The organism is Nocardia elegans NBRC 108235 (assembly GCF_001612845.1).
In the GTDB taxonomy this organism is placed as follows: domain Bacteria; phylum Actinomycetota; class Actinomycetes; order Mycobacteriales; family Mycobacteriaceae; genus Nocardia; species Nocardia nova.
Genome location: NZ_BDBF01000001.1, coordinates 402,896 through 423,806 on the forward strand (window position 1 = coordinate 402,896; position 20,911 = coordinate 423,806).

Here is a 20,911-nt window from a genome sequence, read left to right on the forward strand (position 1 = left end):
CTCACGCGACCTTCGTCGGGAGCAAGGTATTCGACAGCTGAGTCAGAATGATGTTGGTGGCGAACAACATCAACGCGGAGCTGACCACCGCGGAGTTCACCGAATTCGCGACTCCGGCCGGGCCGCCGCTGGTGTGCAGGCCCACATCGCAGGCGATGATCGCCGTCAGCGCGCCGAAGATCGCGGCCTTGGTCAAGGCGATCAACAGGTCGCTGGCCACGGCGAACGACGCGAACGATCCGATGAACGATCCGGGGGTACCGGACTGCGCGTACACATTGAACATGTACGCCGTCGCGAATCCGACGAAAACGATGAAGCCGCACAGCAATATGCTCACCAGGACCGCCGCGGCCAGGCGGGGGGCGACCAGCCGGCGCACCGGATCGACACCCATCACCCGCATGGCGTCGATCTCCTCGCGGATCGTCCGGGAGCCGAGATCGGCGCAGATCGCCGAACCCACCGCACCGGCGATCATCAGCGCGGAGACCAGCGGCGCGCCCTGCCGGATGATTCCCAGTGCGGCAACGGAACCGATGAACGTCGTCGCACCGACCTGGTTCACCAGGGCACCGACCTCGATGGACACCACGACGGCGATGGGAATGGCCACGAACACCGTCGGCGCGGCCGAGACGTTGGCCATGAAGGCGCACTGTTTGATGAATTCCTGGTACGGGAACCGGCGCTTGATCATCGCGACGAAGAGCTGAACGAAGGCCTCCCGGCCCAGCGCGACCTGCCGGCCGAGGGTCTCCAGCGAGCGTTGCGGATGCCGGCGCCAGAGGCCGCCGGCCGCATCGACAAGTCGCTGCAGCTCACCCTCGTCGGCGGTCCGCCAAGGCGGAAGCGGCGGGTCCGGCCGATCGGAGGCTCGGGTCGACGTCACAGCGGTCGTTCCTTTCTCACGCTCACCGCTTGTCGCAGACAGCGGCAACCAGGCCACCGGGCGTTGAGCGTGTGAAGTGTTACACACCGATTCGGTGCGACACAAGATAGTAAGTTATCGACTGTTCTCGCATCGGAGAATCAAGTCGGATGCGACGGATTACGGTCAAGACCCTGGACCCGACGCGGCAAGTTATGGAATATTCCGCGCTCGGACAGTCGTCGCCCGGATCATCCCGGGAGGTTCTCCAAGTAGTGCTGCAGCAGCACGAGCAACGCCCCCAGGAGTGCGATCCCGGCGCCCACGGCACACAGCGCCGCGACCCACAGGCCGAATCGGAGAACGGGATTGACCTTGATTCGCCCACCGAGGATCTTGACTCCGATCACCACGATGTCGATGAGCCACACCAGCGCCATCATGACTAGGTCATGCAGACGTTCGAGAAGGTGAGCACGGGCCAGCACACGATCGATCCCAGGAACGAGATGATCACGTCGATGCCGTGCATCTGCTTCAGGTGCGAGGTGTGCGTCAGGGTCCAGATGACCCCGATGACGCCGTACGGCACGGCGAGGATGATGAGTGTCCCGAGGAATTCGGACACCTTCATCTCGTAGCTCAGAAGCCGATCGAGTCGCTTCAGCATTGCGACACAAGTCCTTTCACCCATCGGCCGGACATCCGGTGCCCGCGCCTCCCGCACGCACCGGATGCGGGCACCCTTGCCCGCCGGCCGCGGCGCCCGGTCATCCGCGGGCCCGCGAGAGCATATGTTACTCGAAATTCACAGTTTTGGAAGTCGTAGCCCGGAGCTGTCGGGCGACGGATATTCGGTGCTCATATGGACTATGGTTGACTCTAGGACTTGTCACAAAGCGTCCAGAAGTTATGATGAATTCATGCAATCTGCAGCGCTCGCGACTTAGCATGGAACGGTGTCGTCGACCGTGGAACGGCCCCAAGCGGCGTGACCAGGACGGACTCGGCACGACTGTTGCATGAGCCCGGCGGTACCGCAGGGGGATCGCCGGTCTCGGCAGCGGATCCACCGGGACACGACCGGCTCGATTGTCGGTCACCGGCACCGCCGCGTCCGCCGAAATCGAAGGATCACCGTGCACAGCGAAATCCCCCAGCCGGGCGGCGTATCCGGACGGCGCAGCATCGCCGCTGTCCGATCGCGCGAAATTCTCAACTACTTCGGCAAATGCCAGGCCTGCGGCTACCCGGCACAGGCCGTCCTGCGGACAACGCTCTACAGCGACGGCACCATCACCGACGCGGTCATCGCGACCTGCGCCTCGCCATGCGGGTGGTCCGGCACGGCAGCGCCCACGGTGATGACGGTGCGCACCGAACTATGACGTCGAATGCTGTGGGCGCCTGCCTATTCCGCTCGTCAGTGTTCCGGCGATGCCACCCAGCGCAGGGCCGCGGCCGGGCAGAGTTTGATCGCCTCGGTAGCGAGCGCGGGGTCCGGTTCGGCGTCCCCGAGCACGGGATAGCCCCAGTCGTCCAGAACGATCTGCTCCGGCACGATGTGGGCGCAGATACCGTGGCCGGTGCACGCGATGCGATCGATCGCCAGCGCGCCGGACGTGGGCCGTGCGATGCCGAGGGCCCGAGCTGTCAGGGACACGATTTATCCTTGTCGTGCGGTCGGGAAACGTTTGCTACCAAGACTTTCGACGAGTAGCGAGGTACCGAAGACGTCCAAGGCGGAGGCCAGGAACCGGGCCACTCCGTCGGGAAAACGGCACGCACCTCGCCCCGGAACACGGGTGAGCCTGCGGAGGAGCCGCTCGGCGGTGTCGGCCGGAGCTCGCCGGTTCAGTAAGTCGATCAGATCGTCACGCAGCGCGGGCAATCCGAACCTGCACGGGCCGCACTGGCCGGCCGATTCACCCGCCGCGTAGGTCAGCGCGGACAGCACCACCTGCCATGGATCGCTGCCCGCGGCGACGACACGAAATACGCCGACGCCGGTTCCGATTCCGGACGGCGACAGAGCATTTCGTGACCACAGCGTATGACGCGCCTCGGCGGGCAGGAACCCACCGCTCAGACCGTTCAGCCACAGGGCCTGCGGACAGGCGGTGAGACCGCCTGCCCGATCGAAGATTTCGGACAGGGGCAGGCCCGCCTCCGCGCCGTGCACACCCGGATTGCGGACGCCATCGGCAACTGTCACCAGCCGCGGGCCGGGCTCGTCGGGCGTGCCGTAGGAGCGGAACCAGCCCGGACCGTATTCGGCGATCTGCTGCATCCGCCATACGGTTTCGACGTTGAGCACCAGGGTCGGCGCCAGCCGCCGCCCACGCGGGTCCCGGCCGCCGACGGTGATGGGTTCGAACCGCATCACCGGTCGCGCCGGACCACCGTGCGCCAGCCGGACCAGCGCCGACTCCTCCGACGATACGTATCGCCGCGGTACCGCGAGCGTGTCCACGCCGGCCGCGTCCAGGAGCGCGAGCGTCTCGGAGCCGCGATGCGCGGCCACCCGCACCCGCTGCGCCGTAATTCGCCGGGCACCGTCGAGCACTTCGGGGAGATGGTGCGCGACGACCCATGCGTCCTTGGCCGAATCCATCTCTCCGTCACAAGCATTGACGATCAACTCGGCCCGGTGGCGGGCCGCGAGTTCGAGTTTGGCGGCGGTGGGAAAGTTCGCGCCGCCGCGGCCGCGCAACCCCGCGGCCGCCAGGAGGTCCGGCAGCCCGGTCATGTCCACTCCTGAGAAGCGATGTCCGAGCGGCGATGCCGCTGTGCGTCGGGAACGGCCCACCGCCAGACGGCGCCGACCGCCAGCGCCGCACCGCAGCCCACGGTGACGGCGAGCAGCGCCGGATCCGCGGCCGAGGACATCGTCACTCCGTGTACCACCGCCAGCGGCGCCATCGCGTACGCGAGCAGGTGCAACGCACGCCATATCCGAGTCGGCAACCGGTGGCGCAGCAGCGATGTCGCGACGACCGCCAGGACGATGTCCACGGCGAGGGTGCCCAGCGCGACCCACTGCCGCTCGTAACCGGCCGTGAACGGCACCACCGTCGACAGCCATCCGAGATCGACGTACGTATCGACCGTCGCGGTGACGATATGCGCGGCCAGGAAGACGATCAGGCCCAGGGCGAGGGTGCGATGCAGTCCCATCGCCACCGCCGATACCGCGAGCCGGGGCCGCACCCGCGCGGCGGTGAACATCCCGAGCAACGCCACGACAGTCAGCAGTACGAGAGTGACCACGCCGGCGGCGCGCGAGACGTACCACAGCCACGGACTGGTCATGACACGTGCCGCTTCCGCGCCGCGGTCGGGGCGGGCCACCCCGGAGTCGTCACCACCTCGTGGTCGACCGTCATCAGGCAGGCGGGCACGCCGCGATCGGTCAGCCAGCGCGGCGCCTGATCGTCGAGAACGATCGCGGCCGTCGACGCCGCATTGGCCTGCACCGCATCGGGTCCCGCGCAGGTGACCTGCGCCCACCGCGTCCGGGCGGAGCGTCCGGTGCGCGGATCGATGATGTGATGGCGGCGTACGCCGCCGCGCGTCCACGTGCGCAGCCGCGTCGACGACGTCGCGAACGCCTGCCCGGTCGAGGTGACGACCTGCACCACGACGTCGTTCCAATCCTTCACCCCGATGGACCACCCGTGCGGCGGGACGGCGCCCGCGACGGCGATGTCGCCGCCCAGATTCACCAGATATCCACCCGGTCCGGTCGCGGCCAGCTCGGCGGCGATCGTGTCCGCTGCCCACGCCTTCGCACTCGCGCCCAGATCCAGTGCGGTTCCCGCGGGCAACGTGACCTCCCACCGCTGCTCGTCGAAGATCATGTGCCGCAACGGAATCGAGCTCGGATCGAATGCGGCCGGGCCCACGTCACCGCGGGCGCGCACCACATCCAGATCGTCGTCGTAGCCGCAGGCGATCAGCGCGGCCCCGAGGGAGGCCGAGACCAACCCGGAGGTCAGGCGCTGGGTACGCATCGCCGCCCGCAGGCACGACCCGAGGGTCGTGCCGACCGGGATGCGCAGCTGCTCCGACCGGTCCCGGCGAGCCGCGTCGGCGCTGCGCGAATTGATCACGGCGAGTTCGGAATCCGCGCGAAAGCGCGAGGCGGCACGATCGAGTTCTTCCAGCCGCGCGCGGACCAGGCCGACCGCGCGCGCCAGCTCCCGGGCATCGGTGCAAACCACCACGACCGATGTTCCGATCGCCGGAAACGTCTCCGAGGCCGCCACCGCGCCTCGCCCGGTGCTCATGACCCGGCGGTGTGCTCGTGCGGATCGCTGTCGGAATTCTGCACCGGCGGCGTGGGCGTCCACTCCCCCGGCCGGCCGCTTTCCGGTTGCGGCGCAGGAGAAGTCGGTGCCGAGACCGGATCGGCCGTCCGCAGGTCCACGGGCACCCGTTCCACGGTTCCCGAGGGTTTCGCCGCATGACCGATGGTGCCGCCCTGCACCGCCAGTTCCACGGCGAGTCCACCGACGGCGACCGTCGCGGCGACGAATATTCCGGTTGCGCCGCGCCGGATTCGCGAGAGATTCGGATTCGTTGTCATCTCTGTCCCACCTTCGCTTCTGGTATCGCTTGTCGCCCGCGAAGTCGGCGAATCACCTGTTGGTCTGCGGGATCTCGATGCTGAGCGGCATCCGCAGTTCGGCCATGTACCACAGCACGAACTGCCGCAGGAATTCGTCGAACAGCCAGGTCGCGTCCGCGGTCGGCGGGATCACGCCCATCACGCCCTCGCGCACGGCGACGAACGGGCCCCAACTGAACTTCAGCAACGGATCCCACACCGGTTCCCGCGCGATCCGCAGATCGTCGGCGATCTTGTCGCCCAGGATGAATCGGGTGAACGCGCCCAGAATCGGCTTGCTGAGCAGCGTCAGATCGAGGTCGAAGCCCAGGTCCATGAGGTTGTGCGCGAGCTCGATCCCCTCCGGCGTCGCTTCGATGATCGGGTCCAGCTGCTGTTTGGCTTGAGCATCGGCCTGCTCCCACGTCGCGGGAATGTATTCGTCGCGAATGCCGAGAAAGTGGCCGGCCAGCTGCCAGGTATGCAGGTAGCCCTCCGATTCGACCTGCGGAATCTGCAGATTCCAGGCCCGGAAGGTCCGCATGATGGTCGTTGCGAGGCTGTGCCAGGTGACCATCTTGTCGTCCTGGCTGATCGGGATATGTTCCTTCGGCCAATGCGGCGACTGCGGCAGCAGATGCCGGACCGCGGCATGAATGATACGAGTCTTGACGCAGGTCACGATCATTTCGCCGCCCGGCTGGTAGGCGTTGACCGTGCCGATGTCGTAGCCGAATTTCGCGGTCTTGGCGATCCGGTCCTTCAGATGCGAGCCGCCCCGCGAGTAGTACACCGCGCGCGCCTCGTGCGGAATGACGTTCGCCATCATGCCGCTGGCGAAGGCGTAGAGCACGCCCAGATAGGTTCCCCGTTTCTTGTTGAATTCGAAGCCGGCCGCCATTTTGGCCTCGTCCGCCCACGACGGCAGCTGCCGCGCGTACTCCATGAAGTCGCGCATATTCTTCGGCAACCCGTCGGGGATGGGCTGCTCGTTGCGCACCCAGGTGCGGAGCAGATTGTTGATCCGCGGGATGTCCTCGTGGTCCATGACGTCGGCGATCACCGGATCGGCCTCCGGATCCCACATCGTCAGCGGGTCCGCCCCGCCGCCGCTGCCGACCACGGAACCGCTCGGCGACCACGTCCACGGATCCGCGCGCGCCGTTCGCGCGCCGAGTGCGAGCGCCCCCGCCGCACCGAGTAATCCACCGCCTGCTCGCAGGGCGTCGCGCCTGCTGAGACCCAGTCCGTCCATGCTATTGTCCCTCTTCATTGAGAAGCAGATACAGAGATACAAACTCTGTATCTGAGTATCTTGATGAGACCACACCGTGGCCGCGATCACAAGAAGTTGTCAGGATTTTCGAAACGAAGCGCGTGAGAGGACACCGTGAAGTTGGGATCACCGCCCTCGAAGGGTTCAGGAAACGGCACGTCACCACTCGAACGCGCCTATACGGATGCGGTCGACCAGGTCGACGAGGGCGACGACATCCGCGCGCGCATCCTCGACGCGGCGGTCGAACAGTTCGGCGCCCTCGGCGTTCGCCGCTCGACGATGGATGACGTGGCCCGGCGGGCGAACGTTTCCCGCATCACCGTCTACCGTCGTTTCGCGACGAAGGACGCCCTGGTCGAGCAGGTGATCGTGCGCGAATATCGGCGCTGGTTCGACCGGTTCCTGGTCGACATCCGGCACGCGCGCACCGCCGCCGACCGGGTCGTCCTCGGTTTCGTCAGTTCATTGCGGGCGATCCGCGAGAACCCGATCATCGGCGGCCTGCTCGCCGCCGAACCCGACATGCTGCTCGGATCCATGATCGGCGATCAGGGCCACACCGTCGCCATGGTGCGCAGGTTCGTGGCCGACCAGCTCCGCCGCGAGCAGCGCGCCGGCCAGGTGGCGCGGGAGGTCGACGTCGATCTGGTGGCCGAGTTGATGGTCCGGATCTCCGCCTCTTATCTGGCGCTTCCCAGCCAGGTCATCGATCTCGACGACGACGAGCAGGTGGCGGCCCTGGCCCGGCACTTTCTCGTGCCGATGCTCGAGCCGCCGCGCGACTCCGGCGCGGATGCGCCCGCTACTGGGCGCTGATCCCCGCGGACCCGAGATCGAGCTGATTGAGCAGATTCTGAATCAGGACATAGGGGTTCATCGTCGAAGCCTCCGTCTCCACGGTGAGCGGGCGGCTGCCACGAGCAGCGCGGACCCAACGGTCGGGCCCGCCTCTTGGCAGCTCAGAATATTGATTAACATACATAACTAAGCCCAGGACTGTCTACAGTTTCAGCGAAGAATGGTGAGCAACTTAGTCGCGGTGCGGAAGCCATGGGTGGGCAGCCGAGAGCCGGTCTGGCACAGCAGGTGAGCGGCCGTCATCGCGCGCCCGGCGAACCGGCCGAGCAACCGATGCGCGACCGCGGAATCAGGGGCGACATCAACGACACATAGAGAGAGGGGCATCGCAGGGCGAGAACGGAACCGACCGATGCCCCGAAGGATCCAGCCTCGGAAACGACTGTAGGCCTAACGCTCCACAACCCGAACACTATGACTGTCGAGGGGCCGGCGATTCGGATGAGGCCAGTAGGCGTTCGACAAGTTGAAACAGGGCGCGATGGGCATACGCCTCGTCGGCCGGCACGGTGAGAGGATGTGGTGCGCTGTCAGCGATCGTGATCGACCCGCTTCCCTGCACCCGGTACCGCTGCCAGCGCCGCGTTGGCCGCGGTACCGTCGGTGGTGGAGGGGATAACCCGCAGTATGACGACGATGCCGTGCGCGCTGCATACGTGCATCGTGTTGAAAAGCTCGAAAGGATAGGGGTCCAAGTGGGTTCGATGACTGCCGAGCTGCAGGTGCCGAGCAGAGGGTGACCATCCGGTCGGGTCGTAGACGACCTGTCGCACCAGTCCGAGGCGCGGCCGGAGGGCGGTGAGCAGTCCTGGGAGTTCGGCGGCCAGGTCTTGTGTGCGGGGCCACCAGACACCGTCGATGTGGCCGGTGCCATCGCGGCGCGGACGCAATCGCAATCGTGGTGTACAGAGCGGTGGGCGACGAGGCGGTGCGGGATGCAAGGTTGCCGATGGCTGCGCCATGAGACGCTCCTGTCACAGCCTGCCAGGGCCGGAATCCGAATCGGAGACGACGCGACCTCGACTGGTCGACATGCGGGATGCCTCCGGATACGGTCCAGCCTACTCGCTGACATCTGCCGGACGACCTGCGCGAATGGAATCGAGGGATGGCGCATGCCGCATCGCCTGTCGGATTCCGCGCTTATGTTGATCATCATCGGTGAACTGGGTCGGCTCGGCTGGCAAGGCCCTGATCGTCGCCCGGCCCGCCGGGCCGCACCGCGCTGGGGGGACACCCACCAGCCGACCGCGTTCCTCACCTCTCGGGTCGATACAACTGGTTCGCGCCATATATACCCGGATACCGTGCGGGAGCGAATCTGCAGATATGCGAGTTCGAGGCCCACACCGAGTGTCTCGACGACGGCCGGCACACGCTGCATCAATTGCGGCATTCCCGGCTGCGGAGCCGGATCAGTGGTGCGGATTACTGCGCGCGCTCACGGGCACGATGGTCGGTGGTCCACACCGGTTGCAGCATGTGCCAGTCGGCCGGGTGCGCGGCGATACCGGCGGCGAACCGGTCGGCCAGGGCTTGGGTCGTGGCCTGCACACCATCGGTGGTGTCGATCGGCGCGCCGACGTGGAAACCCCAGCCGTCGGGGGTGAACCAGCAGTGCACCGGGAGCAAGGGTGCACCGGTGTCGATCGCCAGCCGAGCCGGGCCGGCCGGCATGCAGGCCGGTTCACCGAAGAAGGTGACCGGCACACCCGCACCGGTCAGGTCGCGTTCACCGAGCAGCCCGACGATCCGCCCCTGCCGCAGCCGCGCGGTCAGCTGCGCGAACGGCGGTGCGGCGCCGCCGGTGAGAGGGACGATCTCGAATCCCAGGCTTTCCCGGAATCGGACGAAGCGGTGGAACAGCGATTCCGGTTGCAGCCGCTCGGCGACGACGGTCGGTGTGCCGACCCGCTGGACCAGCCACACTCCCGCCAGGTCCCAGTTGCCGCTGTGCGGTAACGCCAGCACGGCCCCGCGCCCGTGCCCGACCGCCTGGTGGATGTGTTCGAGCCCGGTGGCCGCCGAGTCGATGGTCGCGGCGAGCCGCACCGGATCCATCGACGGCAGCCGGAACGCTTCACACCAGTAGCGAGCGTAGGAGCGTAGGCTCGCGCGCACGAGATCGTCGGGCACCTGCGCCGCGGTGGTGGACAGCACCCGGGCCAGATTTCGCCGCAGCTGAATCGGACCACCACCGCGAGCAGCGCGATCGGCCGCGACCTCGAACGATCGCATCGCCCACTGCTGCGGCAGGGCCCGCACCAGCCGCCAGCCGGCCGCATACCCGAGATCCCAGGCTCGGTCCTTCGTGGTCATCGGCCACCACCGGCCGATAACGTCACAGTTCTCGTAGCCGCGGCCGTCGGGAGGCATGCAGCAGCCGGCAGCACGCCGAGCCCGAAAGTGATGATCATGACGGCCTCCAACGCCGGTCGGGTGCGGGCCTTATGAGTCGGAGATACCCCATCCGACGGGACGACACCCCGCGGAGGAAGTTACCTGCGATGCTTCGAATCTCGGCTTGTGCGTACGCGCGCTATCGGCCCGGTGGGCGCCGCGGGCGTGGGTAGGATGGAAGATGCCGGGGGCTTTTCGTACGAAACCACCCGTGATCTCGTCGTCGCCCGGCCAATGAACAGGGCCCGCCACGCGGCCCCGGTCAGGAGCGTCGTGATGACGCGACAACACGAGCCGATCCCGCAGGGCCGCTCGCCACGCTTTACCCTCCACAGCCGACCGCCGGTATCACGCCGGTTACCGACACCGCGAGCACCGCGCCCGGATGCGGTGGATGGGGCCCGGTGGCCCCGCACGACCGACTTGGTCGCCGAACTGTCCGATCTGGAGGCGCTGGGCCGGCGGGCAGGCAGCATCGACCGAATCATGTACAGCATGGACGCCTGGCAGCCGGCACCGAGGCGCACGATGATCGGCGGACGTTCGGTTCGCCTGGACGGATACCGGCACCTGCCCGCCCACACACTCTGTGTCCTGAGACCGGACCCGACGGACCCGGCAGACCGCGGCACACGCAGCCCATCCTGCGCCCGATCCGCGTCCCGTGTGGGAGGCCTGATATGACACAGAACCCACCGCAGGACAGCGGCGGTGCCGCCGCCGACCGCGGCCCGGGCCGATTCCGGGCCGGCGCCGACGGTGGGCAACCATTCGACAAACCGACCCGCACACCGCGGCTGCTGCTGCGCGAGGGTGACGAGGAATCCGGCGGCGTAGACGGCGCATGGTGGCCCAGAACCGACAACCTCACCACCGAACTGCACGACCTGGTCACCGCCCTCACCGCGCGACTGGGCGCGACCGCCCGGATCAGCTTCGACTGGAATGCGCTGAGCCTGTCCCAACGTCGCATCGACGCGCCCGACGGGATCGAGGTCACCGGCCCGCTTCCGGACCAGCCACCCCAAGTGATGTATGTCTTCGGCCCACACGATCGGCACCTTCGATTGCTGGTGATCAATCCCGCCACCCCCGCAGACCAGGCACACGCGCAGATGCGCAGGGCCGTAAGCGCCGGCGCCGACAAGCCGGAATCATGAACTACCCCGGGTAGCGACATAGCCGGCCACCGTGCCATGCCGCTGCCCGCCGCTGTCCGATGGTGAGGTGCTCGATCGGGACCCCTGTATCTCCGCGGCACCGACATGGACGGCTCGGTCGTCGCGCCTCGTCGCGGCATATTCGTGACGGAACGTGGTCGCGATTCAGGGTTCGCGGCCGTCACTGCCGGGCAGCGTCGTTCCGAGCGGTTCGCCCGGCCGCCGCGAGTACCGATGTCGCGACGGCAGGATCGGTGCCCTCCGGGATGGCTCGCAACACGATCACGGTGCCGTTGGTCGCGCACAGATACATGAGGCCGAACAACTCGAACGGGTACCGGTCCAGTCGCATAGCGCGTCCCGCGACGATGAGATGCCGGTCGGTGGTCGACCAGGTGCGCGGATCGTAGACGATGCGCCATATCTGTCCTGCTCGCGGCCGAAGTGCGGCAATCAGATCGGGCAGCTCGGCTGTCAGATTGCTCGATCGTGGCCACCAAGTCGCATCGATATAGCCGCTCGCATCAGAATCCGGGCGCGGACGTAATCGTGGGGGGGGGCAGTGAGCGTTCGACTACCGACCGACACAGGCATGTTCAGCGATTGTGGCGTCATGGGACGCTCCTGCCGCGGCCTCGGCGAAGACCGGATGTCGCATTCGGGGACGTCGCTACCTCTGCTGGTCAGCGCACGTGATGCCGCCGAATGCCTCGACTCTACACGCAGCGCTCGGCGCAAGTCCGCTCCCGCAGACCCGTCCCCCTGTTATCCGCCCCGGGCGTGGCAGCGAGCGCCTTTCGGCGAGTGCGGGCCTGCGGATCGGCTCAATTCGCCGGATGGTGCGGGCGATCCGGTTCCGGCGGCCGCTCGCATGATCTCGGTAGCCAGACATCGAAATCAGCGGCGAACCGGTGTCGGTCCGGTAACGACGCCCCTCACCCTGCTAACACCCGGCATCCTTGAGCGATGGTGTAGGTGTCGCCGATCCGACGACGCAGTCCGGCCGCTTCTGCCGACCCGGACGTGGACCCTCGATACGCGTCGGGGCGAATTTCAGCGCTGCGCGGCGCCAGTATCAGCTCGGCGGTTCGGCCAGGTGGCACGCACCTTTGCCGCCCGGCATCACCTATTTCGCGAGACGAACGGTGTGCGATGAAGGACGAGCTACGTCCCCGTAACGGTACTTCGACGACCAACGCTGCAAGTTTGACTACCTTGCTGCAAGAGACCGCGAACGGCAACACCGATTCCTTCGCCGCGTTCTATCGATCGACCAGACCTCGGTTGCTCGCCAGGCTGACCTTCATCCTGCACAGTCCGGTTCTGGCCGAGGAAGTCAGCCAGGAAATATATCTTCACATCTGGATCGCGGCCGGGGACTACGATGCCGACCGCGGAAGTCCGATGGCATGGCTGATGATGTTCGCGCATCGTCGCGCTGTCGACCAGGTGCGTTCGGAGCAAGCGCTGGCCGACCGCGAACGCGCTTTCGGCCGTAGACAGTTCCCTCCCGACCATGACGTGGTCTACGACGAGGTCGGCCAGCGCCTCGACGAACGCGCTGTCGCCGTGGAAGTGTGCAAACTTCGCAGCCGCCAGCGCGAAGCCATCGAGCTGGCCTTCTACGGTGACCGCACCTACGCTCAGGTCGCCATCGACCTCGACATCCCGCTACCGACCGCCAAAGCGCGGATCCGAGCCGGACTGAAAACCCTCGGCCGCCGCCTGTCATCAAGCTCGCACGACCTTCCGTGAAAGGCGGTCATCCTTCCTCCGCCCCGCGGGCAGCGGCATCGCGTGTGGCGGGATCCGCGCGGGGATGTGACAGTGTGGCCGTGAGGCCGGCCAGCAGGATGTCGAGTCCACGTTCCAATTCGGCGCGGCCGTCGTAATCGGCCAGCAGCGGGGCGAGTCGGCGTAGCAACGGGAATTCTGTGACCGGCAACCGATGCAGACCGAGACGCAGCACGTCGTCGGTCTCTTCCGGGCGTTCCACCAATTCTTGGAGCTCATTGAGCACATGGCCGTAGAGGAAGCCGAACAATGCACGATAGATGTGCAGAGCATCGGCTCCGGAGAAACCGGCACGGGTCAGCAATGCCAGTACGTCCTCGAGCGGCCGTACCACCGCTGGGGAACGTTGCCCGAGCGGTGTCGCCAGCGGCCGCGTCACCAGCAACGGCACCACCCGGGGATGCGCCAGCGCCAGGGCACGGAAATCGCGAGCGACCTTCCGTAGCCCGCCGGCCCAGTCCGGGTCGGCGCTGTCCACTCGCAGCTGCGCGAAGACGATCTCGGCAACACCGTCGAGCACCGCCGCCTTGTTCGGTACATGCCGGTAGATAACCATCGGGTCCCGGCCCACCGCCTCGGCCAAGCGGCGCATCGACAATCCCTCGACGCCGTCACTGTCGATGATCGCCAGCGCCGCCGCGAGTACTCCCACGCGGGTGACCCGACCGGCGCCACGACCATTCGCGGCACGACCCATGCGGGCCCCACCTGTCGGACCTTGGACCTCCGATGACGTTTCGTTCATGACGCGGGCTCATTTCCTCCGAGGCCGACAACCGTAGATATAAACTGTATACCTACAGCGTTGACATTGTCTCGACATGGGCGTCTACTGGAGTAGTCACTCCCATTCGAGCGTCGGCACCCGCGTCCCCCTCTTTCGGCGAGTCGGCAGCCACGGATTCGGGCACAGGCAACAGTCGACATGCCGATCATTGCCACCACATCCCGCCTCGACGAGTAAGGACCGGTCCATCATGACCATCGCTCACACAATCGCAACGAAGACCAAGGCTTTTCCGGAAGCAATTCGCCGCTACCTCGATCCCCTACCGGAACGCGCCTCCCCCGCCCCGGCTCCCCTCTCGACGGGCCCGCCCGAAGCCGCGGTGACCCACCACCCACCGCGACTGAGCCTGAAGCCGAAAAATCGTCACTCGGACTACATCGACGGTGCGTGGTGGCCCGAGTCCGCCGACCTCGCTACCGAACTCCCGGATCTACTGGCTGTCTTGACGATTCGGCTGGGTCCGGTCGATCGGATCGTCTACGACCCGGACGGCTGGTCACGGCCACCCCGGCAGATGACGGTCGGAAGTCGTTCGATCAGCCTCGAGCCCTATCCGTTCCACTTGCGCAACACGATGTATGTCGTCGGCGCCGACACCGCCGTCATGGTGCTCCGCGTGATCCTTCCATCCACCGACGCCCGCGCCGCCCACTCCCAATTGGTGGCCGCCGGCACTCCACGGGAGGGATAGATCATGCCCCGCCTCCATACACGACGTCCGATCGTCAACCACTTCGAGACGGACACGTCCGCCTCGGACGAGCGACAGCCCTTCCGCACACCCACACGCACACCCCGTCTGATGCTCCGCGAACGCGGTGCCGTCCCTGGAAACGTCGACGGCGCCTGGTGGCCGTGGACCCCGAATCTCACGTCGGAACTGCACGACCTGATCAGCGCCGTCGCCCCACGCCTCGGGACCACGATGCGCGTCGGATTCGAATGGAACGCAACAAGTCTCGCCCAACGACGCATCGGTACCGACGACCACATTCGCATAAAGGGCCGCAGCGACGACCAACCGCCCGAGGTCGTGCATCTCTACGGAGCGCACAACACCGCACTCGCGCTGCTCGTCATCCCCGCCGCCACGGCGCCCGAGGTCGCCCGGGAACGCATGCGGCTCGCCGCGGCCGGCCATCTCGGCCCACCACCCGGACCGTGACACCAGCAACGGACCGATACCCGCTCGAGACAGGAGCGTCGACCATGACACCGGAGAATGTTCACCCGAACAGGGAGAACTCGGGCTCGGTCGGGGAATTGGTACCGCGGCTGCGGCTGAAACCGGACTCGGCGAAGATCGGCTACGTCGACGGAGCGTGGTGGCCGCGCAGCGACGACCTCGCTGTCGAGTTGCCCGCGCTGCTGGCGAGCGTGTCGGGCCGGCTCGGACCCGTCCGCCGGATCACCTATCGCCTCGGTGAGTGGGCGAACGCGCCCAGCGATCTGGTCGTCGAAGGGCTGGCCATCCGCCTCGAAGGTCACCGCAACGGGACCGTCAACACGATCGAAATGCTGGGCACCCGCGACCGTCGACTGGTCATCCTGGTCGTCCCGCCCTACACCGACGACGATCGGGCCCTCGCCGCGATGAACGCCGCCGCCACCACCGGCGACGCGTCAACCGTGGACGAACTGTTGATGATCACCCCGCGAGAACGGCGCAACCGCACCGCACAAGCGGACGCGGTGCGGCGATGGCGAACCGGCGATCCGAATCCGCGCGACCGATGAAAAACGCAGCGGGCGCGTGCCCGCCGCGCCGACTCGTCGCGGGCTCGTCAACCGGCACACACACTGGGCCGGTCGAACGCGTCGGCTACTCGTTTGAACCGACGCGTTCTCGATCGCTGCATATTCCCGGGAAGATGCGGTGATCTGCCCAGCCCATACCCGAACGGAAGCGACCCAAACCGACTGTCGCTCGTCGAGGGCCTGCTGCCGCAACCCGCGCACAGGCACATCGACCCCAGCGAAGCATCCGCAGTGATCGCCGGCTTCGTCGTACTCATCTTCGGCGATCAACTAGCGCAACGAGTTCGCGCGATGCCAAAACAGCGAATCCGCAGGTCAGTGACCTGCGGATTCGCTATGAAGTGGAGCTAAGGGGACTCGAACCCCTTCAAATTCCCTGGTTTCTGGCCCCTGACCTGCTCCTCAGCGATTCTGACGATTTCTCGGACGCTCTCCGCGACCTGCGGGTTTCCATCCAAGTGTTGATGGCATCAACAGCCATCAGCCCCGATCGGGAGCCCCGAAATGACTGCTGTCGAACCCGTACCGACTACCCCGCCAGCGCCCCTCGATATCGCCGATAGCGAGCGCCGCGAGTTCGCCCTCGGCCATACGCACACCCTGTCCCGTGACGCACTGGTCGTCGCGTTCCGACAGGCTGCCGAGGATGGGCTGCGCGACTACCCCGACAATCCCTCCTTCGCGCTCGCCGCCGCTTGGGGCACCCTGCTCGGCGGCCTCGGCATCAGCGAAGAGGCTGGGGTGCGCCCGTGGTAAGCCGCCTTATCGCCGCCACGGTTGCGGCGGTCGCCCTGCTGGGCACCGGTGCCGGATGGGCGCGCGGCAACCCGATTGCGTTCCGGCCGTCGCCCATCGCAGCCCCTGCCGGCGCGCACCCGGTCGGCCGAATCGACACCGCGCTCACCGACCCGGACCGCGACCGCACGATCGTGGTCAGCGTTTGGTACCCGGCCCTCGAGGTGGGCTCGCCCGCCGCCTACGTGCCCGCCGCGGGTTCGGCCGCGCAGGCCCGCATTGCCGCCGTGTCGGCGTCGTGGATGCACGCCACGGCCGCCGCGGTGCGCATGGTCGGCGCGAAGGCCGCTGCCACCCAGGGCGCACCGGTCGCCGGTGACCGCCTACCCGTCGTCGTGGCCTCGCCCGGCATGGGCACACCGCGGTGGATCCTGTCAGGCCTTGCCACCGATCTCGCGAGCCGCGGTTACGTGGTCGTCGTCATCGACCACACTGGCGAGAGCCCCGCTGTGCAATTCCCGGATGGGCGAATCATTCTCGGCACCCCGCCGACCACGGACACCGACTACATGCGCCGCCAGCTGCACGCGCGCACCGCCGATCTCCGCCTCATGCTCGACCGCCTCGCCGTGCTGCCGATCGTCGGCGCGCACCTCGACCTCGGCCGGATCGCCGCGCTCGGCCACAGCTACGGCGGAACCACCGCGGTGCAGTTGGCGGCCGCCGATTCGCGAGTGCGGGCCGTCGTCGCCCTTGACGCCCCGGCTGGCTGGGATGGCGTCGCCGACGCGCCGACGCTCGATTTGCCGGTGCTGTCGCTCGATCTGACCGGCGTGTGGGCGTCGAGCTGGAACGAATTCCGCGGCAACCGATTCGAGGTCGTCTCGATGCGGAATGCCGGGCACTACACCGCGACCGATCTGCCGGCGTTCGGATGCGGTGCCGATCTGTGCGGCACGGTGCCCTCCGACCGGGCCGCGATCGTCAGCCGGGGCGTGGTCGGTTCGTGGCTCGATCGGTGGCTGCGCGGTATGGACTCGCCGAAATTCACAGCGCCAGAGCTCAAGGGGCGCACCTAATGCGCCCCGATTCTTTCCGCGCCGCGCCGGGACGGATGTAACGCAATGCACGTGCCGGGCAATTCTGATTGGGACAAACCACGCCGAAAGGACTTCTGTATGAATACCAGTCGCGTCGCGCGCCGAGCCGCATCCGGCATCGTCGCCGCGCTGCTGCTCGCCGTCGCGTTCCTCGGCCTCGCCGCCACCGCGAACGCCGAGACACCGGCCGAGCCCGCCACAGTCGCCGCCGCAGCGACCGAGCCCGAGGTGCAGCCGATCACCACCGCGCAACCGATCCTGTGCCTGATGCCTGGTGACACGATGGAACTGCGCGCCGGAATCGGTGCGATTATCGGTGGTCTCGCCGGTCTGCCGATCTTCATCGTCGGCGCGATCCCTGGCGCGATCATCGGCGCGGGCATGGGCGCGCTGTCGTGGCAAATCGCCAATTGGTCTCTGCAGCAGCAAGGCGGTTGCCACCCGTGACCCGATAGCCTCGGCACGCGAGACGGCCCGCGCATCTCCCACGGATGCGCGGGCCGTTACGTGTAGAGGTGAGAGTCACTTCGTGGTGATGAACCCGAACGTGTGCCGCTGCAGCTGTTCGGTGCCGGTGCGGGCGATCTGCAGTACCGATGCCGCGTGACGGCCGGTCATCCTCAGCTGCGCAGCCAGCTCGGCTGGCACTGACTCGGCGTCGCCCACCATGTCGATGAGCAGCTGGTTGCGGGCTTGAGTTGCGATGTGCAGGTCTGCGGATGCGCATTTGAAGGTCGCCGACCGCGACGGTGCACGGCCGCCGCCGACCTGCTCCCCCAGCTCTCCCGTGCGCTCGATACGAGCATTCGCGGCATCGATCCGCGACAACACCTCTGCCACACGGTCGCGGTCGGTACTCATACCGTCACGATATCGCGAGCAGCCAGCTGCTCGTCCAGCTCCCGCACCGCACGGGCGCCCGACCACGGCGACAGCTGCCCGCGGCCCTCGGCGATCGCGCCCGCCAGCCGCGGGGAACGATTCTGCTCGGCCAGCTCCGCCGCCTCGGCGACCGCTCCGGCTGCCTCGTCGATCGCATCCATCTGGATCAGCGAACGCTCCAATTCCAGCAGCGTGACCGCCCGGTCGCGCACATATTCCGGCTGCATCATCGCCAGCGCGGCCCGTGATGCCTCCGCGGCCTGCTCGGCTCGCCCGAGGATGGCCAAGCAGTTACCGCGGTAACTCTCCTGGATCGCGCCGCCCATGAAATACGCACGCGACTGCGCCGGATGCACCGGGTCCAGACCGACCAGCGCGGCATCTGCCTCCTCGAGTGAAGACAGGCACGCGGAGGGTTGACCGGCGATGGCAGCGGCCTCGGCGTTGCGGACTGCCACGTATGCGCGCAGGTGGCGGTCCGACGATTGCGCCACCCACGACCGGGCCGCGACCGCGTAGTCGACCGCGACGCGGGGGCGCTTCTGCCAGGTCGCCAGCTGCGAGAGGTGGCACAACATGTAGGCGCCGAGGTCGGAATCCTCGGCCTCGTGCGCGAACTCGCGGGCCTGAGCGTACAACCGCCCGGCGGTCACGTAGTCGCGCACATCCCACGCCAGCGAACCGGCCAGCCCCGTCCACTCCGCATACAGCGACAGCAGCGTCGGCCGCACCGCTGCTGGGGCGTCGCGCAACATGGCTTCGGTGACCTGCTGCTGGGCGATCACCATGCCTTGCGCGGCCGGGGATCCCAACAGGTCGTCCAGCCGCATCGCTTGGTGCAGCGTGCCGCGCATCAACTGCACGGCTGCCATGTCCGGGCGTCCGGCGCCGGACAATAGCCAATTCGCGCGCTCGGTTGCGTCGCCGAGTCCCAGCGTGGCCAGGGCTCCCGCGCCCGCCGCCGCGCCAGCCTTGAACAGCTCGCGCCGCTTCACGTCGTCGTCATCCTCCGGTTTCCGCAGGATCGCGAACCGGGCCGCCACATCCGCTGGCGCTTTGGCGAGCATCCCCGTGTAGAGCCCCTGCGCGTGGCGGCCGACCGGCCGTTGTCCTTTTTCCCATCCACGGACCGATCGCTCCGCAGCCCCGAGCGCGGCGGCGAATGTGGCCTGCTGCATCTGGTACGCGTCGCGTAGCGCAGTGCACTCGAACGCTGTCCATGTCACGACGATATCCATGCACGCCCCCTACGGCGGAAGTGGCCGAGCTCAGATTAGCCGGTTTTTGTCCGGTCTTTGTCCGGAAACGCCCGCCGGACAACGGAAAACATCAGGTCAGCCCCGCCGCCGGGCGCCGTGCAGACCTCGGCGGCGGGTGCCTACCAAACGATATGGGAGGCGCTGTGAACGTAACCGAAATTGGCGGTTGGCGATGAGGGCCCAGCCGACCGCCCTTGCGTGGATATCTGACGAGGTGAGCGATTCGCCGGATTGGGATGCGGCGCAACTGCGTCGTCTTGCGCGACACCTCGGCTACGCCCTCGTCTGGCCGGATGCGAGCCTCGTGCCGCTCCCCGATCTCGTGCGTGACGCCGACGTCGATGCGGTCCTCACCCCGTCGACCGAGCACCTCGATGCATTGACGCTCAATGCCGTGATGGCCGTGGCCGACGTCGAGACCGTCATGCCGCGGCTCTCGTTTGCGCGATGGCCGGACACCAAGCAACGGAAGGGATTCGAATGTTCGGGCTTCTGGTGATCTGCTCCCTCGCCTCGATAGGCATATATTTCGCGATCATGCGTTGGCCGCAGCGTCCGCCGCGGCAGCGTGACCGGGAGTCATAGACCCCAACGCCGAAAATCGCCCCCACCGTGGTAACGGTGGGGGCGATTTCTGTCGGTAGGTGGTGCTATGCGGAGACGCCGTCGCGTGCGGTGATGCTGTCGATGGCGTAGCCGCGGTTGCCGCCGCTGAAACTGTATGTCGCATTTGAGAACAGCCCGAAGTAGCGGTTAGACGAGCCGATGCCGAGCAGCGCGCCCGAGTCGGTCCACGTAACCGCCGCGGCGGCGCTGCCGTTGATATAGACCGAGTACACGTTTCCGACCGCAGTGAACCGCACGCTCGTCGGCGCCGCGATCGTGCCGCTCGTCGCCCGGTTGGTGAAGGTCCCGGATATGAAGGTGTTGATGAACGCCTGCGTATCGGTCACGCTCACGCACACGAAATTGCCCGCACTCGTACTGCGCAGAAAAGCGCCGGCGCCCTGCGCTGGCGTCGGCCCGACCGTGGCGGCGATCGGCACGAACACAACCTCTTGCGTATCGGTGGTCAGAGCAGTGTTGTGCCGGGCGATATACGCGAGCGTCTGGCTGAATCCCGGGGTGCCGGCCTGCGCCCTGTTCGTCGCGATGACCGGCGAATTGCCGCCGATCACCGTGTAATTCGCGCCGAGACTCGCCGCGTCCGCCCGGTTGAAATCGTCGGTAACCGTTATGCCCGACGCGAAATCCGGAGCAGGGACGGATCCGATTCCGACCGCCGCAGGGGCCGCCATGATCGCGCCGCCGCTCACCGACGGCGTAGGCACGCTCCCCCGCCCTACAGCTGCAGGCGCGGCCACCGTCACGCCGCCACCGACCCCGGGCGTCGGCGCACTGCCGACGCCGATCGCG

Annotated in this window: 27 protein-coding genes and 1 pseudogene; 12 read left to right on the top strand and 16 right to left on the bottom strand. The window is 67.2% G+C overall.

Features of this window, described 5'->3' with window-relative positions; genetic code table 11:
* Position 1: 1 nt before the first annotated feature.
* The 3 genes from NE2_RS01915 to NE2_RS01925 all read right to left on the bottom strand — a co-directional run bounded on the left by NE2_RS01915 (position 2) and on the right by NE2_RS01925 (position 1,541).
* Positions 2–820: an MlaE family ABC transporter permease gene (locus NE2_RS01915; protein WP_063023396.1), complete on the bottom strand. Its 819-nt coding sequence runs from the start codon at positions 818–820 to the stop codon at positions 2–4.
* Between the two features lie 302 nt (positions 821–1,122).
* Positions 1,123–1,314: a hypothetical protein gene (locus NE2_RS01920; protein WP_063023195.1), complete on the bottom strand. Its 192-nt coding sequence runs from the start codon at positions 1,312–1,314 to the stop codon at positions 1,123–1,125.
* A 2-nt stretch (positions 1,315–1,316) separates the two neighbouring features.
* Positions 1,317–1,541: a hypothetical protein gene (locus tag NE2_RS01925; RefSeq protein WP_062963301.1), complete on the bottom strand. Its 225-nt coding sequence runs from the start codon at positions 1,539–1,541 to the stop codon at positions 1,317–1,319.
* A 469-nt stretch (positions 1,542–2,010) separates the two neighbouring features.
* Here NE2_RS01925 and NE2_RS01930 point away from each other — a divergent pair, with 469 nt between their 5' ends.
* Positions 2,011–2,259, top strand: a complete 249-nt coding sequence (locus NE2_RS01930; RefSeq protein ID WP_063023197.1) for a hypothetical protein — start codon at positions 2,011–2,013, stop codon at positions 2,257–2,259.
* A gap of 35 nt (positions 2,260–2,294) precedes the next feature.
* Here NE2_RS01930 and NE2_RS01935 read toward each other — a convergent pair whose 3' ends face one another.
* The 6 genes from NE2_RS01935 to NE2_RS01960 are packed head-to-tail and all read right to left on the bottom strand — an operon-like array spanning position 2,295 to position 6,735.
* Positions 2,295–2,534: a ferredoxin gene (locus NE2_RS01935; RefSeq protein WP_063023199.1), complete on the bottom strand. Its 240-nt coding sequence runs from the start codon at positions 2,532–2,534 to the stop codon at positions 2,295–2,297.
* A gap of 3 nt (positions 2,535–2,537) precedes the next feature.
* Positions 2,538–3,620: an NADH-ubiquinone oxidoreductase-F iron-sulfur binding region domain-containing protein gene (locus tag NE2_RS01940; protein ID WP_063023201.1), complete on the bottom strand. Its 1,083-nt coding sequence runs from the start codon at positions 3,618–3,620 to the stop codon at positions 2,538–2,540.
* Positions 3,617–4,183 carry a ferric reductase-like transmembrane domain-containing protein gene (locus tag NE2_RS01945; protein ID WP_063023398.1) on the bottom strand — a complete coding sequence of 189 codons (567 nt, stop codon included), beginning with the start codon at positions 4,181–4,183 and terminating at the stop codon, positions 3,617–3,619. Before NE2_RS01945 ends, NE2_RS01940 begins: the two co-directional genes overlap by 4 nt.
* On the bottom strand, positions 4,180–5,160 hold the full coding sequence (locus NE2_RS01950) for an FAD:protein FMN transferase (RefSeq protein ID WP_063023203.1): 981 nt from the start codon (positions 5,158–5,160) through the stop codon (positions 4,180–4,182). The genes NE2_RS01945 and NE2_RS01950 overlap by 4 nt, the downstream gene beginning before the upstream one ends.
* Complete coding sequence (locus NE2_RS01955; RefSeq protein WP_063023205.1) at positions 5,157–5,459, bottom strand: hypothetical protein; 303 nt, start codon at positions 5,457–5,459, stop codon at positions 5,157–5,159. The genes NE2_RS01950 and NE2_RS01955 overlap by 4 nt, the downstream gene beginning before the upstream one ends.
* A 52-nt stretch (positions 5,460–5,511) precedes the next feature.
* Positions 5,512–6,735 (bottom strand): oxygenase MpaB family protein, encoded by a 1,224-nt coding sequence (locus NE2_RS01960; RefSeq protein ID WP_063023207.1) that lies wholly within the window; start codon positions 6,733–6,735, stop codon positions 5,512–5,514.
* Positions 6,736–6,870: 135 nt separating this feature from the next.
* On the opposite strand from NE2_RS01960, the gene NE2_RS01965 reads away from it, so the two are divergent.
* Positions 6,871–7,575, top strand: coding sequence for a TetR/AcrR family transcriptional regulator (locus tag NE2_RS01965; RefSeq protein ID WP_063023209.1), 705 nt, complete (start codon positions 6,871–6,873; stop codon positions 7,573–7,575).
* 572 nt (positions 7,576–8,147) lie between these two features.
* Here the strand turns inward: NE2_RS01965 and NE2_RS01970 are convergent.
* Both NE2_RS01970 and NE2_RS01975 read right to left on the bottom strand, forming a co-directional pair.
* Positions 8,148–8,579: a DUF5994 family protein gene (locus NE2_RS01970; protein WP_063820489.1), complete on the bottom strand. Its 432-nt coding sequence runs from the start codon at positions 8,577–8,579 to the stop codon at positions 8,148–8,150.
* A 466-nt stretch (positions 8,580–9,045) separates the two neighbouring features.
* Entirely contained in the window at positions 9,046–9,936 is an 891-nt protein-coding gene (locus tag NE2_RS01975) for a phosphatidylinositol mannoside acyltransferase (protein ID WP_036509911.1), read from the bottom strand.
* Positions 9,937–10,293: 357 nt separating this feature from the next.
* On the opposite strand from NE2_RS01975, the gene NE2_RS37580 reads away from it, so the two are divergent.
* Together NE2_RS37580 and NE2_RS01985 are read left to right on the top strand one after the other, a co-directional pair.
* Positions 10,294–10,701 (top strand): DUF5994 family protein, encoded by a 408-nt coding sequence (locus NE2_RS37580; RefSeq protein ID WP_373862205.1) that lies wholly within the window; start codon positions 10,294–10,296, stop codon positions 10,699–10,701.
* Entirely contained in the window at positions 10,698–11,177 is a 480-nt protein-coding gene (locus NE2_RS01985; protein ID WP_063023213.1) for a DUF5994 family protein, read from the top strand. Before NE2_RS37580 ends, NE2_RS01985 begins: the two co-directional genes overlap by 4 nt.
* 181 nt (positions 11,178–11,358) lie before the next feature.
* On the opposite strand, the pseudogene NE2_RS36845 reads toward NE2_RS01985, so the two are convergent.
* A pseudogene (locus NE2_RS36845) lies at positions 11,359–11,715 on the bottom strand (DUF5994 family protein); the annotation flags it as partial.
* Positions 11,716–12,383: 668 nt separating this feature from the next.
* On the opposite strand from NE2_RS36845, the gene NE2_RS01990 reads away from it, so the two are divergent.
* Complete coding sequence (locus tag NE2_RS01990) at positions 12,384–12,932, top strand: sigma-70 family RNA polymerase sigma factor (protein WP_167356689.1); 549 nt, start codon at positions 12,384–12,386, stop codon at positions 12,930–12,932.
* 7 nt (positions 12,933–12,939) lie between these two features.
* Here the strand turns inward: NE2_RS01990 and NE2_RS01995 are convergent, their stop codons facing one another.
* On the bottom strand, positions 12,940–13,668 hold the full coding sequence (locus tag NE2_RS01995) for a TetR/AcrR family transcriptional regulator C-terminal domain-containing protein (protein WP_063023217.1): 729 nt from the start codon (positions 13,666–13,668) through the stop codon (positions 12,940–12,942).
* A gap of 280 nt (positions 13,669–13,948) precedes the next feature.
* Here NE2_RS01995 and NE2_RS02000 point away from each other — a divergent pair, with 280 nt between their 5' ends.
* From NE2_RS02000 to NE2_RS02025, 6 genes are all read left to right on the top strand, one after another.
* Positions 13,949–14,452, top strand: a complete 504-nt coding sequence (locus NE2_RS02000; RefSeq protein WP_146165196.1) for a DUF5994 family protein — start codon at positions 13,949–13,951, stop codon at positions 14,450–14,452.
* A 111-nt stretch (positions 14,453–14,563) separates the two neighbouring features.
* On the top strand, positions 14,564–14,926 hold the full coding sequence (locus NE2_RS02005) for a DUF5994 family protein (RefSeq protein WP_210749025.1): 363 nt from the start codon (positions 14,564–14,566) through the stop codon (positions 14,924–14,926).
* A gap of 44 nt (positions 14,927–14,970) precedes the next feature.
* Positions 14,971–15,498 carry a DUF5994 family protein gene (locus NE2_RS02010; protein WP_063023223.1) on the top strand — a complete coding sequence of 176 codons (528 nt, stop codon included), beginning with the start codon at positions 14,971–14,973 and terminating at the stop codon, positions 15,496–15,498.
* Positions 15,499–16,023: 525 nt separating this feature from the next.
* Entirely contained in the window at positions 16,024–16,275 is a 252-nt protein-coding gene (locus tag NE2_RS02015; RefSeq protein ID WP_063023225.1) for a hypothetical protein, read from the top strand.
* A complete protein-coding gene (locus NE2_RS02020; RefSeq protein ID WP_063023228.1) occupies positions 16,269–17,333 on the top strand; it encodes an alpha/beta hydrolase family protein in 1,065 nt (354 codons plus the stop codon). Before NE2_RS02015 ends, NE2_RS02020 begins: the two co-directional genes overlap by 7 nt.
* A 45-nt stretch (positions 17,334–17,378) precedes the next feature.
* Positions 17,379–17,801, top strand: coding sequence for a hypothetical protein (locus NE2_RS02025; RefSeq protein ID WP_146165195.1), 423 nt, complete (start codon positions 17,379–17,381; stop codon positions 17,799–17,801).
* A gap of 75 nt (positions 17,802–17,876) precedes the next feature.
* Here NE2_RS02025 and NE2_RS02030 read toward each other — a convergent pair whose 3' ends face one another.
* Both NE2_RS02030 and NE2_RS02035 read right to left on the bottom strand, forming a co-directional pair.
* The gene (locus NE2_RS02030) at positions 17,877–18,215 is read right to left on the bottom strand and encodes a hypothetical protein (RefSeq protein WP_063023231.1); all 339 of its coding nucleotides are present in this window, start codon (positions 18,213–18,215) and stop codon (positions 17,877–17,879) included.
* Complete coding sequence (locus NE2_RS02035) at positions 18,212–19,462, bottom strand: NsdA family TPR-like regulatory protein (protein ID WP_146165194.1); 1,251 nt, start codon at positions 19,460–19,462, stop codon at positions 18,212–18,214. The genes NE2_RS02030 and NE2_RS02035 overlap by 4 nt, the downstream gene beginning before the upstream one ends.
* A 247-nt stretch (positions 19,463–19,709) precedes the next feature.
* On the opposite strand from NE2_RS02035, the gene NE2_RS02040 reads away from it, so the two are divergent.
* Positions 19,710–19,994, top strand: coding sequence for a hypothetical protein (locus NE2_RS02040; protein WP_233429614.1), 285 nt, complete (start codon positions 19,710–19,712; stop codon positions 19,992–19,994).
* 151 nt (positions 19,995–20,145) lie between these two features.
* On the opposite strand, the gene NE2_RS02045 is transcribed toward NE2_RS02040, so the two are convergent.
* Positions 20,146–20,911, bottom strand: a 766-nt coding sequence (locus tag NE2_RS02045) for a DUF7257 domain-containing protein (protein WP_218018543.1), incomplete at its 5' end; no start/stop codon positions are given.